Source organism: Nocardia sp. NPDC041819 (assembly GCF_055590505.1).
The window spans coordinates 1,322,939-1,336,424 of sequence record NZ_JBVJAP010000001.1 but is presented as its reverse complement, the minus strand read 5'-3'; the positions used below and the strand labels follow the sequence as shown (position 1 = coordinate 1,336,424).

15 protein-coding genes are annotated in these 13,486 nt (G+C 69.7%); 7 read left to right on the top strand and 8 right to left on the bottom strand.

All coding sequences use genetic code 11. The features are described from left to right. Positions 1-75 precede the first annotated feature (75 nt). The gene (locus ACZ6DL_RS06355) at positions 76-1,599 is read left to right on the top strand and encodes a TldD/PmbA family protein (RefSeq protein ID WP_466049581.1); all 1,524 of its coding nucleotides are present in this window, start codon (positions 76-78) and stop codon (positions 1,597-1,599) included. Next, positions 1,596-2,984, top strand: a complete 1,389-nt coding sequence (locus ACZ6DL_RS06350) for a metallopeptidase TldD-related protein (protein ID WP_466049359.1) — start codon at positions 1,596-1,598, stop codon at positions 2,982-2,984. The genes ACZ6DL_RS06355 and ACZ6DL_RS06350 overlap by 4 nt, the downstream gene beginning before the upstream one ends. A 10-nt stretch (positions 2,985-2,994) precedes the next feature. Here the strand turns inward: ACZ6DL_RS06350 and ACZ6DL_RS06345 are convergent, their stop codons facing one another. Together ACZ6DL_RS06345 and ACZ6DL_RS06340 are read right to left on the bottom strand one after the other, a co-directional pair. Further along, positions 2,995-3,378: a PPOX class F420-dependent oxidoreductase gene (locus tag ACZ6DL_RS06345; protein ID WP_466049358.1), complete on the bottom strand. Its 384-nt coding sequence runs from the start codon at positions 3,376-3,378 to the stop codon at positions 2,995-2,997. 68 nt (positions 3,379-3,446) lie between these two features. Then, the gene (locus tag ACZ6DL_RS06340; RefSeq protein ID WP_466049356.1) at positions 3,447-3,995 is read right to left on the bottom strand and encodes a PadR family transcriptional regulator; all 549 of its coding nucleotides are present in this window, start codon (positions 3,993-3,995) and stop codon (positions 3,447-3,449) included. Between the two features lie 115 nt (positions 3,996-4,110). Between ACZ6DL_RS06340 and ACZ6DL_RS06335 the strand changes: the two genes are divergently transcribed. Further along, entirely contained in the window at positions 4,111-4,827 is a 717-nt protein-coding gene (locus ACZ6DL_RS06335) for a VOC family protein (RefSeq protein WP_466049355.1), read from the top strand. Positions 4,828-4,843: 16 nt separating this feature from the next. Here ACZ6DL_RS06335 and map read toward each other — a convergent pair whose 3' ends face one another. Next, positions 4,844-5,608, bottom strand: coding sequence for a type I methionyl aminopeptidase (gene map / locus ACZ6DL_RS06330; protein WP_466049353.1), 765 nt, complete (start codon positions 5,606-5,608; stop codon positions 4,844-4,846). A 104-nt stretch (positions 5,609-5,712) separates the two neighbouring features. Here map and ACZ6DL_RS06325 point away from each other — a divergent pair, with 104 nt between their 5' ends. Then, positions 5,713-5,976 carry a helix-turn-helix domain-containing protein gene (locus tag ACZ6DL_RS06325; protein WP_062977824.1) on the top strand — a complete coding sequence of 88 codons (264 nt, stop codon included), beginning with the start codon at positions 5,713-5,715 and terminating at the stop codon, positions 5,974-5,976. On the opposite strand, the gene ACZ6DL_RS06320 is transcribed toward ACZ6DL_RS06325, so the two are convergent. Together ACZ6DL_RS06320 and ACZ6DL_RS06315 are read right to left on the bottom strand one after the other, a co-directional pair. Next, the gene (locus tag ACZ6DL_RS06320) at positions 5,973-6,368 is read right to left on the bottom strand and encodes a PPOX class F420-dependent oxidoreductase (RefSeq protein ID WP_466049351.1); all 396 of its coding nucleotides are present in this window, start codon (positions 6,366-6,368) and stop codon (positions 5,973-5,975) included. The genes ACZ6DL_RS06325 and ACZ6DL_RS06320 overlap by 4 nt on opposite strands. Before the next feature lie 125 nt (positions 6,369-6,493). Further along, positions 6,494-7,660: an epoxide hydrolase family protein gene (locus ACZ6DL_RS06315; RefSeq protein ID WP_466049350.1), complete on the bottom strand. Its 1,167-nt coding sequence runs from the start codon at positions 7,658-7,660 to the stop codon at positions 6,494-6,496. A 124-nt stretch (positions 7,661-7,784) separates the two neighbouring features. Between ACZ6DL_RS06315 and ACZ6DL_RS06310 the strand changes: the two genes are divergently transcribed. Further along, positions 7,785-8,564 carry a histone deacetylase gene (locus tag ACZ6DL_RS06310; RefSeq protein ID WP_466049348.1) on the top strand — a complete coding sequence of 260 codons (780 nt, stop codon included), beginning with the start codon at positions 7,785-7,787 and terminating at the stop codon, positions 8,562-8,564. Here the strand turns inward: ACZ6DL_RS06310 and ACZ6DL_RS06305 are convergent. Beyond that, positions 8,498-9,769, bottom strand: coding sequence for a PucR family transcriptional regulator (locus ACZ6DL_RS06305; RefSeq protein ID WP_466049347.1), 1,272 nt, complete (start codon positions 9,767-9,769; stop codon positions 8,498-8,500). The genes ACZ6DL_RS06310 and ACZ6DL_RS06305 overlap by 67 nt on opposite strands. Positions 9,770-9,977: 208 nt before the next feature. Here ACZ6DL_RS06305 and ACZ6DL_RS06300 point away from each other — a divergent pair, with 208 nt between their 5' ends. Then, positions 9,978-10,355, top strand: coding sequence for a hypothetical protein (locus ACZ6DL_RS06300; RefSeq protein WP_466049346.1), 378 nt, complete (start codon positions 9,978-9,980; stop codon positions 10,353-10,355). 21 nt (positions 10,356-10,376) lie between these two features. Here ACZ6DL_RS06300 and ACZ6DL_RS06295 read toward each other — a convergent pair whose 3' ends face one another. Continuing rightward, positions 10,377-11,327, bottom strand: coding sequence for an FAD-dependent oxidoreductase (locus ACZ6DL_RS06295; RefSeq protein ID WP_466049344.1), 951 nt, complete (start codon positions 11,325-11,327; stop codon positions 10,377-10,379). 110 nt (positions 11,328-11,437) lie between these two features. Between ACZ6DL_RS06295 and ACZ6DL_RS06290 the strand changes: the two genes are divergently transcribed. Then, complete coding sequence (locus tag ACZ6DL_RS06290) at positions 11,438-12,541, top strand: glutamate--cysteine ligase 2 (RefSeq protein WP_466049343.1); 1,104 nt, start codon at positions 11,438-11,440, stop codon at positions 12,539-12,541. Positions 12,542-12,581: 40 nt separating this feature from the next. On the opposite strand, the gene ACZ6DL_RS06285 is transcribed toward ACZ6DL_RS06290, so the two are convergent. Continuing rightward, complete coding sequence (locus ACZ6DL_RS06285) at positions 12,582-13,307, bottom strand: anti-sigma factor (RefSeq protein WP_466049341.1); 726 nt, start codon at positions 13,305-13,307, stop codon at positions 12,582-12,584. Between the last annotated feature and the right edge of the window lie 179 nt (positions 13,308-13,486).

The window sequence follows — 13,486 nt, the reverse complement described above, 5'->3', positions numbered from 1 at the left end:
GCATTCTCGCACGGCGTGTGATCACCGCGCCGGTACGCACGCGCGGCGCCACCGGCTAGGTTGGTGCGGGTGAGCATCGCGACTTCCAGAGACGTGGACGCCGAGTTCCTCGACCTGCCGCTGGCCGCGCTCGCCGACGCCGCCCTGGCCGCGGCGACGGCAGCCGGCGCCGAACACGCCGACCTGCGGGTGCATCGCCTGGTCACCCAGTCGATCCGCTTGCGCGACGGCCGGGTCGAGGCGGTCACCGACAGCACCCGAATCGGCTTGGCCGTGCGGGTGATCGTCGACGGCACCTGGGGTTTCGCCTCGCACGCCGCGCTGACACCCGACACCGCCGCCGAGGTGGCGCGTACCGCGGTCACCGTCGCGACCACGTTGCGGGCGCTCAATCGCGAACGCGTCGAGTTGGCCGACGAGCCGCGCTACGCCGACGCGCGCTGGGTCTCGGCCTACGACATCGACCCGTTCACCGTACCGACCGGCGAGAAGCTGGCACTGCTGCAGGAATATTCGGAGCGGCTGTCGCACGCCGACGGGGTGGACCACGTCACCGCGAGCGTGCTGCAGGTCAAGGAGCAGACCTTCTACGCCGACACCGCGGGCTCGTCGATCACCCAGCAGCGGGTGCGGCTGCACCCGAGCCTCGAGGCGATCACGGTGGACACCTCGGCGGGAGTGTTCGAGACGATGCGCACGCTGGCCGCGCCGGTGGGCCGCGGATGGGAATACGTCAGCGGCGCCGACGGCGTGTGGGACTGGGACGGCGAACTCGCGCGTATCCCGGAGTGGCTGGCCGAGAAGGTGAAAGCGCCCAGCGTGCAGGCCGGGCCGACCGATCTGGTCATCGATCCGACCAACCTGTGGCTGACGATTCACGAATCGATCGGTCACGCCACCGAGTACGACCGCGCCATCGGCTACGAATCCGCCTACGCGGGCACCTCCTTCGCCACGCCCGACAAGCTCGGGTCGCTGCGCTACGGCACCCCGATCATGCACGTGACCGGCGACCGCACCGAATCGCACGGGCTGGCCAGCGTCGGCTACGACGACGAGGGCGTCGCGGGACAGCGCTGGGACCTGGTCCGCGACGGCGTCCTGGTCGGTTATCAACTGGACCGGGTCTTCGCGCCGCGCCTGGGTCTGCGGCGGTCCAACGGCTGCTCGTACGCGGACTCGGCGCATCACGTGCCGATCCAGCGGATGGCCAACGTCTCGCTGCAACCCGATCCGGACCGCGACACCAGCACCGAGGAGTTGATCTCGCGGGTGGACGACGGTCTCTACATCGTCGGCGACAAGTCGTGGTCGATCGATATGCAGCGCTACAACTTCCAGTTCACCGGCCAGCGGTTCTTCCGCATCCGCGGCGGGAAGCTGGAAGGCCAGGTGCGCGACGTCGCCTACCAGGCCACCACCACCGAGTTCTGGGGTGCGATGGAAGCCGTCGGCGGACCGTCCACCTGGCAGCTCGGAGGCGCGTTCAACTGTGGCAAAGCGCAGCCAGGCCAGGTCGCCGCCGTCAGCCACGGCTGCCCGTCGATCCTGGTGCGCGGCGTGAACATTCTCAACACCCGGACGGAGGCCGGCCAGTGAGCGACGATCTGTTCCCCGCGAGCGCGACCGTGGAGCGGGCGCTGGCGCTGTCGCGCGCCGACGAGGCGATCGTGATCGTCCGCGACGAGCACGAGGCGTCGCTGCGCTGGGCCGGGAACTCCATGACCACCAACGGGTCGTCGGTGTCGCGGCACTGGGCGGTGATCTCGGTGTTCCGCGAGGGACCCACCCTCGCCCGGGTCGGCACGATCGCCTCGACCAGTGTCGATCCCGGCGATATCGAGGCCGTGGTGCGGGCGAGTGAGGCGGCGGCGCGCGACGCCGAGCCCGCCCGAGACGCGATGCCGCTGCTCGAGCCGGACGCCGCCGACGACGACTGGACCGCCTCGGCGGGTGGCACCGGCATCGAGGTGTTCACCGATCTGGCCGAGGGCCTGGCCGCCGGATTCGACAGCGCCGACCGGCTCTACGGCTTCGCCCACCATCAGATGCACACCACGTGGCTGGGCACTTCGACCGGCATCCGCCGCCGCTTCGTGCAGCCGACCGGTTCGGTGGAGATCAACGGAAAGCGCGGCGAAGGCGCGGATCTGGCCAGCGCGTGGGTAGGGGTCGGCACCGCGGACTTCACCGACGTCGACATATCCGGCCTGCTCACGGACCTGTCCCGCCGCCTGGACTGGGCCAAGCGCAAGGTCGAGTTGCCCGCGGGCCGCTACGAGACGTTGCTTCCGCCCTCCACCGTCGCCGATCTGATGATCTATCTGGCCTGGTCGATGGAGGGCCGGGGCGCGCAGGAGGGCCACACGGCGTTCGCGCGGGCGGGCGGGACCCGGGTCGGCGAGCGCCTGAGCGATATCCCGCTCACCCTCTACTCCGACCCGCACGCTCCCGGCCTGGAATACCGTCCGTTCGTGGCGGCGACCGCGTCGTCGGAATCGATGTCGGTGTTCGACAACGGCTTGCCCGCCGAGCGCGTCGACTGGCTGCGCGACGGCGTGATCTCCGCGCTGATCTATCCGCGCGCCAGCGCCGCCGAGTTCGACGCCCCCGCCACGGTTCCCGGCGAGAACCTGCTGCTCACCGGCGGTTCGGAAGCCACGATCGATGACATGATCGCGCGCACCGAGCGCGGTCTGCTGCTGACCACGCTGTGGTACATCCGCGAGGTCGACCCGGCGACGCTGCTGCTCACCGGACTCACCCGGGACGGGGTGTACCTCGTCGAGAACGGCGAGGTCACCGCCGCGGTGAACAACTTCCGGTTCAACGAGAGCCCACTGGACCTGCTCCGGCGGGTGAGCGAGGCGGGCGCGACCGAACTCACGCTGCCGCGCGAATGGAAGGACTGGTTCACCCGGACCGCCATGCCGCCCTTGCGGATTCCCGACTTCCACATGTCGTCGGTCAGCCAGGCGACCTGATCGGCGCGGGTCAGGCAGCGGGGGTGATCTCGATGCCGATGGTGCCGGACTTGCCGCGCCGCAGGTTGCTGCCGAGGATGACCAGCGGCCCGGTGAGCCAGTACTTGCGGCGCAGCAGTTTGCGCACCCGTTCGGTGCCCTCGGCGTCGAGCAGTCGTCCGGTCCCTTCGATCACCGCACCGCGCGGCTTGCCGGTGGCGTTGCACGCTTGCAGGGTGACCGCCGGATTGCGGCGCAAGCGCTTGACCTTCCAGCTGTCGGTGACGGTCCAGACGTACAGTTTGCCGTCCTCGGGCACCGCCCACACCGCGGTGCCGACGGGAGTTCCGTCCTTACGGAAGGTGGTCAGCAGCACGTAGTCGGCTTCGGCGACGGCGTCCAGCGAATTCGTCATGCGGGGCAGCGTATCCCGCATCCCGGCGGGGGGAGTTGGGCGGGAAAGGCGGCCTGCTCGCCGACGACCTATTCCGGCATCCGGTACTCCCCCGCTTCCAGGCGCGCCAGCACGCCCTCGGTCCACGTCGACAGGTTCGCGAACACGCCGCTCCACAGTTCCAGCAGATCGGTCGCGTGCGGTGCTTCGTATCGCCCGGGGAAGTCCGGGATCATGGCCAGTAGATCGGCGCGCACCGCCGCACTGCGGCGGCTCTGTTCGCGCAGCTTCGCGATGACGTGCGCCCTGGGCAGCGCGTCCATGAAGGCGATGCCCGCCCCGAGTTCCTCCATGTCGACGCTGATCAGTGCCTCGTCCATCAGCTTGCGGAATTCGGCCTCGCCCGATTCGGTCAGTTCGAACAGCGTGCGCCCGGGGCCCTGGTCGCTGTTCTCGGTCGCGAACGCGCTGAGCTTCCCCTCCCGCGTGAGCTGTTTCAGCGCGTGATAGATCGAGCCGGGCTTGACATTCGTCCAGGTCTCGGCGCGCCAGGACAGCAGTTCCTGGCGCAGGGCGTACCCGTGCACGGGCTGACGCAGGCGCATCACCCCCAGCACCAGCAGGCGCACCACCGACATCGTGAACTCCTTTCGCCTCCCCGAACCGCATGGTAGTCAAGTTTGACTTCCCGGCGTACAGGGGCCTACCCTCTGCTAGTCAAAATTGACTACCGCAGGTAATCGGGAGGATTTCATGGCCGACACGGCGGTACCGCAGCTCTGGACCGACGATCTGTCCAGCACGCTGGATTTCTACAAAACGCTGGGTTACACGGTGACGCACGAGCAGACCCGCCCCTACGTCTACGGCGCGGTGGAGGACCACGGCTGCGCCCTGCACTTCGTGCCCGCACCCAAGGACGGCGACGTCCCCACCCAACGCGCGGGCTGTCTCGTCATGGTCGACGACGTCGCGAGCAGGCATCGGGCATTCAGCGCGGCGCTGCGCACCCGCTACGGCAAGGTACCCGCGAAGGGGCTGCCCCGGATCACCCGCTTCCGGCCGGGCCAGTCCCGGTTCACCGTGGTCGATCCGGCGGGCAATCAGGTGATCTACATCCAGCGCGACGAACCCCCGGAAGTGGAATACGGCGGATCGAAGAAGCTGGACGGGCTGGCCAGAGTGCTGGACAACGCCCGCATCCTGCGTGATTTCAAGACCGACGACAAGGCCGCGTTCCGCGTGCTCGAAGTCGGTCTCGGCCGGTTCCGGGCCGAGGCGCCGCGGCTGGATGTGGCCCGGGCGCTGGCGGCGCTCGCCGAACTGGCCGTCGCGATCGGAGAACCGGGTCGCGCCGAGCAGTTCCGCGACGGGTTGCGCGCGATGGAACTGTCCGCCGCGGAACGCGCGTCCATCGCCGGGGAGCTGCGCGCCTCCGACGACCTGACGGCCTGGCTGTCGGAGGCATAGCCGCCGGTCGGCGCACTCACGCCGCGGTCAGCACCTCCGGTCCGTCCGGGGTGATCGCGATGGTGTGTTCGGAGTGGGCGGTCCGTGAGCCGTCCGCCGAGCGGATGGTCCAGCCATCGGGATCGGTGACGATGCGGTCGGTCGTGCGCGCGAACCACGGTTCGATCGCGATGGTGAGTCCGGGCCGCAGCCGATAGCCGCGCCCGGGCCTGCCCGCGTTCGGCACATGCGGGTCCTCGTGCATGGTGCGGCCGAGGCCGTGTCCGCCGAACTCGGTGTTCACCGGGTAGCCGTGCGCACGCGCCACCGCGGCGATGGCGGCGGAGATATCGCCGATGTGGTTGCCGGGCACCGCGGCAACGATCGCCGCGGACAGCGCCTCCTCGGTGGCCCGCACCAGCCGCACGTCCTCGTCCGCGGCGGAACCGGTCACCACCGTGGTCGCCGCGTCCGCGACCCAGCCATCGATCCCGACCGCGAGGTCCATACTCAGCACGTCGCCGTCGCGCAGCGTGTAGTCGAACGGAAGTCCGTGCAGCACAGCGTCGTTCACCGACAGACAGACGGTGTTGCGGAACGGCCCGCGCCCGAACGAGGGCGCGTAGTCCCAGTAGCAGGACTGCGCGCCGCGTTCGCGGATGCGCTCGCGGACGTGGGCTTCCAGGTCGAGCAGATTCACTCCCACCCGCGCGCGCTCACGCAACTCGGCGAGCACGCCGGCGACGAAACGCCCTGCCACTCGCATTCGCGCGATCTCCGCGGGGCTCTTCAACTCGACCATCGATCCTCCGTACATCGGTATTTTAATACCACGATAGCCGTGCCGGTATTTTAATACCAATCGGGTCGCTTGCAGTGCTCACAGGCCGTCCGTAGCCTGAGCCCATGGTCCGGCTCCCATTGACTCCCGCGCAGATCGAGGCAGGCCGCCGCCTCGGCGCCGCCTTGCGCGCCGCTCGCGCGGACCGCGAACTCACCGAGGTCGCGCGGGCGGCCGGGATCTCCCCGGAGACGCTGCGCAAGATCGAGTCCGGCCGGCTGCCCTCTCCGGCCTTCGGCACCGTCGTCGCGTTGGGGCAGGCGCTCGCGGTCCCGCTCGACGATCTCGCGGACATCTGGCGCTCGGCGGGGCTCGCCGAATCCGCCTAGGGCAGATCGCCTGCCGTCCTCGGATCGATCGCGATGCCGACGGACGCGTCCGCGCCGCGCAGCAGCTTGTGGCCGCGAATCGCGAGCCGGCCGATGAGGCCGTATTTGCTCGCTACCAGGTCCCGGACCCGTTGCGTGCCGTCCGCGTCGAGGATGCGGGCGCTGCCCGGCAAGACCTCCTCCGCGGTCGGGCGGCCGCGCCCGTCGCAGACCTGCAGCGTGACGTCGGGATTGCGGCGGATCCGCTTGACCTTCCAGGTCTTCGGATTGGTCCAGACGACGATCCGGCCCCCCTCCGGAGCCACCCACACGGGCGTGCCGACCGGCGTCCCGTCCTTCTTGAAGGTGGTCAGCAGGACGAACTTGCTCTGGCTCATCTCGTTCCACGTCATAGGGAAACGGTATTCCCGAACACCCGCGCGGACATCCGACCGGAGAACGGTTCGCCATTACGCGTTCGCACGTAGCCCCGACGGACGTGGGCGGCGACGCGCTCGCTCCGCCGCCCTCTCGACCGCTACCCGCGATGCTTGCGGAAGAAGGCGCGGACATCGGCCACGAACAGCTCCGGTTGCTCCGCCGCGGCGAAGTGCCCGCCCTCGCTGTATTCGGTGAAATGCTCGATATGCCCCTCCGGATTCATCACCCGGCGCATCAACGGGTGCGTGCCGAACACCGCCCATCCCTGCGGCACCCCGGATGGCATCACCCAGTCCATCCCGGAATGCGCGTTCTCCCAGAGGAATTGTGCCGCCGACGCCCCGCTGCGGGTGAACCAGTAGATGCTGACATTGGTCAGTAGCAGGTCACGATCCACCGCCTCACCCACCGGCCGTGCCGGGTCGGTCCAGGCTTGGAACTTCTCCGCGATCCAGCCGAGCTGCGCGATGGGCGAATCGGTCAGGGCGGCCGCTATGGCGTTCGGCTGAGTGGTCTGCAGCGTCAGGTATCCCTTCTGCTGGGCCCACTTCTCCCGTTCGGCATCGATGGCGGCGAGCTCGTCGCCGGTGAGCCCGTCCGGCATCGGCAGTTGCTCGCCCACCAGCCCGAGTGTGCCCGGGTCGCTGTTCACATGCGTCGCGATCACCCGCTCCGGATGGGTGGCGGCCAGGCGGCCGGTGACGCCCGCGCCGATGTCGCCGCCCTGCGCCAGGAACTTCTCGTAACCCAACCTGCTCATCAGCTCCGCGAACGCCTCCGTCGTGCGCGCCAGCTCCCACCCCGTCGAGGCCAGCGGCGTGGAGAACCCGAACCCGGGCAGCGAGGGGATCACCGCGTGGAAGGCATCCGCCGGGTCACCGCCGTGCGCCCGCGGATCGGTCAGCGGGCCGATCAGCTCCAGGAATTCCACCACCGATCCGGGGTAGCCGTGGGTGATCAGCAGCGGAATCGCGTCCGGCTCGGGCGAGCGCACATGGAAGAAGTGGATGGCCTGCCCGTCGATCTCGGTGGTGAACTGGGGGTGGGCGTTCAACCGCGCCTCCTGCGCGCGCCAATCGAATTCGTCACGCCAGTACTGCGCCAGTTCGCGCAGGTAGTTCGGCGCGATCCCGCGGTCCCAGTCCCCCTCGGTGCCCGGCACCACGTACGGCGAGCGCGCCCGGCCGAGCCGCTCCCGCAAGTCGTCGAGGTCGGCCTGGGGAATGTCGATGCGGAAAGGCCGGATCTGCTTCGTATTCGTCATGAGAGCTACTGTCGCGGCCATTGCGGAAGACTTGCTTCCGCAATCTGCCGACTTTGTCGCACCGGCTTCCGGTCGGGCGCCGCGGGCGCTGTGCGGGTACGGCGAAGAGCCGAGAATGGGTGTCATGATGGCGCGGCATCTCGAGGGCACAGCCGGCTCGGCGACACTCCGAGCGGCATCGGACGCGGATCGGCGCCGCTCGCGCGGCGACCTGGTCTGGTACGCCGCGTACGGCTCCAATATGAGCCTGACCAGGCTGCGCACCTACCTTCGCGGCGGCAGGCCGGAGGGAGGAGCGCTCACCCTGCCCGGCTGCCGCGAGCACGCCGACCCGATCCGCTCGATCCCCCTCCTGCTGCCGGGCGTGCTGTATTTCGCCACCGAATCGCTGACCTGGACCGGCGGCCGCGCCTTCTACGACCCGGGCTGCCCCGGCGAGATGGCCGTGCGCGCCCACCTGCTCACCACCGCCCAGTTCTCCGACATCGTGGCGCAGGAGATGTATCGCGCCCCTGGCACGGAGCTGAGCTTGACCGAGGTGCTCGAGACGGGGACGACAACGCTCGGTCCCGGCCGGTACGAGACTCTGGTCTGCACGGGAACACATAGCGGACACCCGGTGCTCACCTTCACCGCACCGTGGCGTTGTCGCGACGTGCGGGGCAATCCGCCCGCCGCCGCCTACCTGCGGCACCTGGCCGCGGGTCTGCGTGCCGCGCACGGCTGGTCCCGCCGGGCGACCGCGGGCTATCTCGCCACTCGTCCCGGCGCCGACCGGCGATGGACGCCCGAAGCGGTTCACGAACTGATCGGCGCGAAGGAGCCGCGGCGGCGAACCTACGAGGAGACCGCGGCCGCCCGGGTCCAATCCCCGACCGGCGACTCGTCCTCGTTGTCCCGGTAGCTGCGGGCGACCAACGCGGCGCGCAGATACCAGACCCCGGAGGCCTGAGCGGGGTCGAATCCGGTGAGCTGACCGATGCGCTTGAGCCGGTAGTCCACGGTGTTGGTGTGGATGTGCAGCGATCGCGCGGTGCGCTGACGATTCAGGTTCGTGCCGATATGCCGTTTGAGCGTTTCGAGGAGTTCGGGGTGCTCGTCGAGCGGATCGAGCAGCGTCCGGAGGGTTTCCAAGCCGGGGCCCGGCCGGGTGAGCTGGTATTCCAGCGCCAGGTCGTCGAATCGGAACAGCCCGCGTCTCCAGCGCAGCCGCTGCACCATGTCGAGCAGCTCGTGGGCGCGGTCGGCGGCCGTCGGCACCTCGACCGGCGCCGCGGCGATCACTGTCGCGACGATCGGCACCTGGGCCGCACGGCCGAGCCCCTCCACCAGGTCGTCGAGCGCCTTGTCCTCGGGCGAGGCGGACGGCAGCAGGACGGTGCCGCCGTCCACGCTCAGCAGCGACAGCACCGCCTCCCCGCAGCGGGTCGCGAGTTCGGATTGCACCCTGCGCAGCTTCCGCCGCGCCACCACCGCACCGTCGAGTTGCGGATTGCGTTCGTCCGGATGGGGTGGAATCGCCAGCGCGAGAACGGAATACGAGTCGGCGATCTGGATGCCGCACTCGCGGGCCATGGTAAAGGTGGGGTGTCCGCCGAGCAGGGCCGAGGCGAGGGTGTGCGCCGCCGTGTGATGCTCGCCCACCACCGCGCGCAACTCGGTCACATACGCGCGCGAGACGGTCGAGGTGATGGTGTCCAGGATCTCCAGCAGGCGGCGGCTGATGTCCTTGAGGCTGTCGAAGTCCGCGGCGGTCGCGTTCGCGACGATCAGGTCGAAGCCGAGCTTGAACCCTTCGTGCACGGCGTGGTGGATGGTGTCGATCGGGATGCCCTCACGCGCCCAGCCCGCCGCGGCGTTGCGCAGCAGCAGGGTCTTCTCCGGGATGTCGCTGCCGTCGAGCATGCTGACGGCCAGTTCCAGGCACAGGCGGGTGATGTTGGTGATGTCGCCGTTGAGCGCCTCGCCGGGGAGGGTCCGGCAGTGCGCGACGGTCTCGATGAAGTGGCCGACCATTTTGCGAGACAGATTGCGCACGTCCCGCAGTGAAGAACTGGCCGGGCGGCCCGAGAGGGTCAGATCCGGGCCTGCCGAATCGGTGATGGACATGTGACTCCTTCAGTCCCCGATCACGGAAAGTACTCCACGGTAACTTGACCGGGTCGACGTGCCGAGGGTCGCGGCCCCGGTTGGGGACACCACCCGAACCGCGCGGTGCGCGTCTGTGAAGCCTCACAAGTCGTATTCGCGCGGTCGAATTCTTTCGATCCCCGTCGTAACGTCGGTAGCAGCAGGGTCGCCGGGCGGAGGGAGGGCCATGAATATCGGCCCGCACGAAAAAGATCGGGACATCGCCGAGGTGTCCGCGAGATCCGATCGTGGCACCCGTCGCGGTGGTCCCGACGCGCTGATTCGAATGGGTCTGGAGTTGGCCCTCGTGCTGGTCGACGCGGCCGAGGCAGCCGGAAATCTCGCCCTGGGCCGGTTCGAGCACGCGACCGCCCGGTGCGCCCAGGCGGGCATCCCGATCGAAGCGGTGCACGCCGTTCTGCGCGACAGCGTCGATGCGGGCCTCGCCGGGCCCGTAGCCGATTCGCCCGAGCGACGCACCCCGCGTGACCAGGTCGAACCCGGCGTTCTCAGCGAATTCCTCGAGGCGCTGAACTCGGTCGTGGCGCGCAGTTACGCCAACTGATCCGACCGGGTCACGGTCCGCTCACAGCGCGGCGACGAGCGCCGCGCTCTCCAGCGCGCATCCGTACCCGATGGTGATGCCGGAGCCGCCGTGGCCGTAGTTGTGGACGACGGGCGTGCCGGGCAGCGCGGCGGTGTCGAGTTCCACGCGGACTTCCCGGCGACCGGGGCGCAGTCCCACCACGGTTTCCAGCACTTCGCTGCCCGCGAGAGCGGGAACCAGATCGCGGCAGCGCCGCAGAATCGATCGAGTGAGGTCGGGAGCCGGCGCCGTGTCCCACTCGCCGATGTCCAGGGACCCGCCCAGCACGCAGTCGTTCGCGCGCGGATGGACGTAGGCACGGCCGAGCGGATGCGCCTCGTCGCGGACCGAGACGGACAGTCCGGGATTCGCGACCCGCACGATCTGACCGCGGATCGGATACGCCTCCCGGTCGCCGACCAGCTCGGCGGCCCGCAGGCCCGCACAGTTGATCACGACGTCCGGCGACAGGTCGGCGAGCTCGTCGAGCCGTCGCACAGTGCGCGGCACGCGACGCGCGCCCGCCGCGTCCACTTGCGCGCTGAGGAAGGGCAAATAGGTCGGCATCTCCACCAAGGGAACTTCGAAACGGAACCCGAATCGGTAGCCCGGCGGCAGTTCGGCACGATCGGCCGACCGGAACGAGCGCACCGATCGCGACCACGCCGGTATCGGGGGTTCGTCGCGATACAGCGCCATCGACGAGCACATCCGCACACCCGGCGCGCCAGCGGCAGCCAAACCCGCCAAGTGCTCGAAAGTGATCTCGCCCCAGGCCCGCACACGATCGGCGGGGCCGGCGGCGGTCGGAAACCAGACCGCGGCGGCCAGGAAAGACGTCGTCGCCGTGATCGGCTCCGCGCTGACGACGACGACCTCGTGCCGCGCCCGGAGCAGTTCGGCCGCGGTGGACAGGCCCGTGATGCCCGAGCCGAGGACGACGATCCGCATGAGGGCGACATTATCGACTCCCGCCCGCGGGGGCTGTTGCCGCAGCACCGCCCGTGGGGAGCCGTGCGTTTCGGCTGACTAGCCGGGGCGACCCTGGGTATTGCCCGCACATGGACGATGGGCGCCTGACAGTCGGCGTAGAAGAAGAGTTCCTGCTTGTCGACCCCCGTACCGGCGCGCCGCTGGCACGCAACGTGGAAGTGGCGCGCACCGCCGAGGAGATCGGGGTCGACCTGCAACTCGAGCTGACGCGCTGTCAGGTGGAGACCAGTACGGCGGTCCACACCGATATCGGCGCACTGCACCGGCAGTTGCGGGAATTGCGCCGCGATATCGCCGCCTGCGCCGAGCGCAACGACGCACGCCTGCTCGCCGTCGGCATCCCGCCCACCGTCCCGCACGACTTCCCCGTCACCGATACGCCGCGCTACCAGCGCATCGCCGAGAACTTCGGCATGCTCGCCCACGAACAGGGACTGTCGGGCTGCCATGTGCACGTCGGCGTCCCCGACGCCGAAACAGCGGTCCAGGTCAGCAACCACCTGCGGCCGTGGCTGCCGCAGCTGCTGGCGATGACCGCGAATTCGGCCATCTACCGCGGCACCGAAACCGGATTCGCCAGCTGGCGCAGCATCCTGTGGCGGCGCTGGCCCAGCGCGGGGCCACCGCCGTATTTCGAGTCCGCCCGTGACTACGAGGCGATGGTCGCGATGATGCTCAACAGCGGCAGCATCCTGGACAAGCAGATGGTCTACTGGGACGTTCGTCCGTCGGTCTCGTTCCCGACCGTCGAAGTGCGGGTGAGCGACATCCCCGCCACGGTCGAGGAGACCGCGCTCCTGGCGGCGCTGGTGCGCGCCATCGTCGTCACGGCGCGGAAATCGTTGGCCGCGGGGCAGATCGCACCGCCGGTCCCCGCCGAAGTGCTGCGGGCGGCGTATTGGAAAGCCGCCCGTTCGGGATTGGACGGCGACGGTGTCGATCCCTATGACAGCAATGTGGCGCCGGCGCGCGACCTGCTGTTCCGGCTGATCGAGCACGTGGCCCCCGCGCTGGACGAGGCAGGCGACCGGCAGTTCGTCGACGAGGCGTTCGCACACCTGCTCGCGCGCGGCAACGGCGCGCATCGGCAGGTCGCGGCGCTACGGGTGCGCGGCGAGATCGATGACGTCGTCGAGGAGGTCGCGCGCGCGACCCTCGAAGGGTGCGATTAGCCAGGGGCGTCTCGGGCAGGCTCCGGCGACTCGAAGACGCTCAGCCCAGTGTGACGGCGGCGATCTGTGGCGAGGTCGGGCGCGGCGATCCTTTCGCGGGTTCGATCGTGACGGCGACGATGTCCGCGGGATCGAATCCGGTCGCCACGCCCGCCGGCGGCACGCCGGTCAACACGCCCGCCGAGCGCGGCGTACCCGCGGACGACACGACCCAGAGCTGATATGCCCGGCCGGGCGGTGGCGCGGGTACCGCGTCGAAGGTGACCGCGGCCGCGCCGAGGCGGTCGGAGGTGCGCACTGTCAGCGTGCCGCCGACGGACAGTTCGATCACCCGGGAACGCGCGTCCGGTTGTCTCGAGACCTGGTCGGCCGTGACCGCCGCGGCATGCGACCCCGCGATCCGCTCGGTGACCACCACGACGCCCGCCCCGGCCGCGACGGCCACCGCGGCGGCCACCACCAACTGTGCGAGGCGGCGGCGGGCGAGGAATTCGCGACGGCGCCGCGCGCCGGGACGCGAGTCGTCGATCGCCCCGAGGATCTTCGACTCCAGGGTCGGTGGTGGATTCACCGCGGCGGTCGCGCTCAGTGCCGCCAGGGTCTCCCGGATCCCGTGCACCGCCGCCGCGAACGCCGCGGCCGTGCCGGAATCGGTCTTCGCGAGCCGGTTTTCGATGCGCCTGCGCTCGATCTCGGCGACCGCGTCCATCGCGTAGGGGTACGCCAGGTCGAGCAGATCCGCGCGCGAGGTCTCGGTACCGGTCATCGCCGCTCACCTCCGGTCGGTAGCCGTGGGTGCGCTCCATTCACCCGTAGAGCGCTCGCCGCTATCTCCGCACGCGAACCGTCTCCGAACTCCGCAGGCGAACGACCGCGCGTGGTGGGACCCGCGCCGCGGTTTCGGCGCACCTGCCCTGTGCCAACCCGCATGCCTTGACTTCGCGG

What these genes read in the sequence shown, in the direction of transcription:
- ACZ6DL_RS06345 (WP_466049358.1), bottom strand. Translation starts at nt 3,378, where the DNA reads ATGACGAATTCGCTGGACGCCGTCGCCGAAGCCGACTACGTGCTGCTG.
- ACZ6DL_RS06340 (WP_466049356.1), bottom strand. Translation starts at nt 3,995, where the DNA reads ATGTCGGTGGTGCGCCTGCTGGTGCTGGGGGTGATGCGCCTGCGTCAG.
- ACZ6DL_RS06335 (WP_466049355.1), top strand. Translation starts at nt 4,111, where the DNA reads ATGGCCGACACGGCGGTACCGCAGCTCTGGACCGACGATCTGTCCAGC.
- map (WP_466049353.1), bottom strand. Translation starts at nt 5,608, where the DNA reads ATGGTCGAGTTGAAGAGCCCCGCGGAGATCGCGCGAATGCGAGTGGCA.
- ACZ6DL_RS06325 (WP_062977824.1), top strand. Translation starts at nt 5,713, where the DNA reads ATGGTCCGGCTCCCATTGACTCCCGCGCAGATCGAGGCAGGCCGCCGC.
- ACZ6DL_RS06320 (WP_466049351.1), bottom strand. Translation starts at nt 6,368, where the DNA reads ATGACGTGGAACGAGATGAGCCAGAGCAAGTTCGTCCTGCTGACCACC.
- ACZ6DL_RS06315 (WP_466049350.1), bottom strand. Translation starts at nt 7,660, where the DNA reads ATGACGAATACGAAGCAGATCCGGCCTTTCCGCATCGACATTCCCCAG.
- ACZ6DL_RS06310 (WP_466049348.1), top strand. Translation starts at nt 7,785, where the DNA reads ATGATGGCGCGGCATCTCGAGGGCACAGCCGGCTCGGCGACACTCCGA.
- ACZ6DL_RS06305 (WP_466049347.1), bottom strand. Translation starts at nt 9,769, where the DNA reads ATGTCCATCACCGATTCGGCAGGCCCGGATCTGACCCTCTCGGGCCGC.
- ACZ6DL_RS06300 (WP_466049346.1), top strand. Translation starts at nt 9,978, where the DNA reads ATGAATATCGGCCCGCACGAAAAAGATCGGGACATCGCCGAGGTGTCC.
- ACZ6DL_RS06295 (WP_466049344.1), bottom strand. Translation starts at nt 11,327, where the DNA reads ATGCGGATCGTCGTCCTCGGCTCGGGCATCACGGGCCTGTCCACCGCG.
- ACZ6DL_RS06290 (WP_466049343.1), top strand. Translation starts at nt 11,438, where the DNA reads ATGGACGATGGGCGCCTGACAGTCGGCGTAGAAGAAGAGTTCCTGCTT.
- ACZ6DL_RS06285 (WP_466049341.1), bottom strand. Translation starts at nt 13,307, where the DNA reads ATGACCGGTACCGAGACCTCGCGCGCGGATCTGCTCGACCTGGCGTAC.